Here is a 1,308-nt window from a genome sequence, read left to right as displayed (position 1 = left end):
ACTACTCGGCGTGCGCCCCGAAACTATCAAGACCCGCCTGCATCGCGCCCGCGTCCTGCTGCGCAAGGCGCTGGACGACCAAATCGGGCCAGTGCTCCTCGATGCCTTCCCCTTCGCCGGCCGGCGCTGCGAACGGCTGACCGTTGCCGTGATGGTGCGGCTCGGCTTGTGAGACTGATCCTCGTCGAATTCAGCTGATTTTGTCGGGAACATTTGCCGTTACCCAGCATCCAATGATCGTCAACTGAAAACGATGCCCGATGCGATTTGCGCGTGCGGGCGAAGGAGATGTCATGCTTATTCGTCACACTGCCGTCCTGGCCGCCTTGCTGCTGCTCGGCACAGCCCCGCTCGCGCAAGCCGCCGACAAACCAACCGACCCGCAGATCGCGCACATCGCCTATACTGCCGGCGTGATCGATGTCGAGGCGGCCAAGCAAGCGCTCAAGAAATCGAAGAACAAAGAGGTGCTCGCCTTCGCCAAGGACATGGTGCGCGACCACGAAGCGGTGAACAAGCAGGCGCTCGATCTCGTCAAGAAGCTCAAGGTGACGCCGGAAGACAACGCCACCAGCAAGGCGCTCACCAAAGCCGCCACGGAAGAGCGGGCCAAGCTCGCCGACCTAAAGGGCGCGGCCTTCGACAAAGCCTATGTCGCCAATGAAGTGGCCTACCACAAGCAGGTCGACGGCGCTCTCCAAACGCTGCTCATTCCTTCAGCCAGCAATGCCGAACTGAAGAGCCTGCTGGAGACCGGCCTGAGGATATTCCAGGGCCATGAGCAGCATGCCGAACATGTCGCCAGTATGCTGAAATGAGACCGGCGTTGATGGTGCCGAAACGGCATCTTTGGTTTCCACTGGCGCTGACGTTCATTGCAGCGCCGGTGAAGGCCGAAACCATTCAGGTCACCATCGACAAGCTGGTGTTCTCGCCAGCGACGATCGAGGCGAAGGTAGGCGACACGATCGAATGGGTGAACAAGGACATGTTCGCCCACACGGCCACCGTCAAGGGCGGTTGGGACGTGATGATCCCGCCGAAGAAGTCCGCAAGCTTGACGTTGAAGGCCGCGGGAGCGGTCGACTATTTCTGCCGCTTCCACCCGAACATGAAGGGTCACATCGCGGTGGCGCCGTAGCTGGAGCGTGGGATCGCGTCAGGCGCCGCGATCCCACAATTGGGGAGGTGCGCCGTAACCAAGCCAGTTGCACAACCCAAGACCGCTTGAAGGTCGCGCCGGAACCTAACGACGAAGGGTTGTCAGGATGCCGGCAATCTTCGGCGTCTGCAAATGAGTGGCGATCA

At 60.8% G+C, this 1,308-nt stretch carries 2 protein-coding genes and 1 pseudogene; all 3 read left to right on the top strand.

Annotated features, from left to right (window positions below):
* Positions 1-172 (top strand): annotated as a pseudogene (locus tag LB536_RS31010) (RNA polymerase sigma factor); the annotation flags it as partial.
* 121 nt (positions 173-293) lie between these two features.
* The gene (locus LB536_RS31005) at positions 294-818 is read left to right on the top strand and encodes a DUF4142 domain-containing protein (RefSeq protein ID WP_224599161.1); all 525 of its coding nucleotides are present in this window, start codon (positions 294-296) and stop codon (positions 816-818) included.
* Positions 819-829: 11 nt separating this feature from the next.
* A complete protein-coding gene (locus LB536_RS31000) occupies positions 830-1,141 on the top strand; it encodes a cupredoxin family copper-binding protein (RefSeq protein ID WP_140813009.1) in 312 nt (103 codons plus the stop codon).
* Positions 1,142-1,308 lie beyond the last annotated feature (167 nt).

It is taken from the genome of Mesorhizobium sp. ES1-3, from assembly GCF_020164795.1.
In the GTDB taxonomy this organism is placed as follows: Bacteria; Pseudomonadota; Alphaproteobacteria; order Rhizobiales; family Rhizobiaceae; genus Mesorhizobium.
The sequence above is the reverse complement of the archived record's forward strand: the minus strand, read 5'-3'. Positions and strand labels throughout refer to the sequence as shown.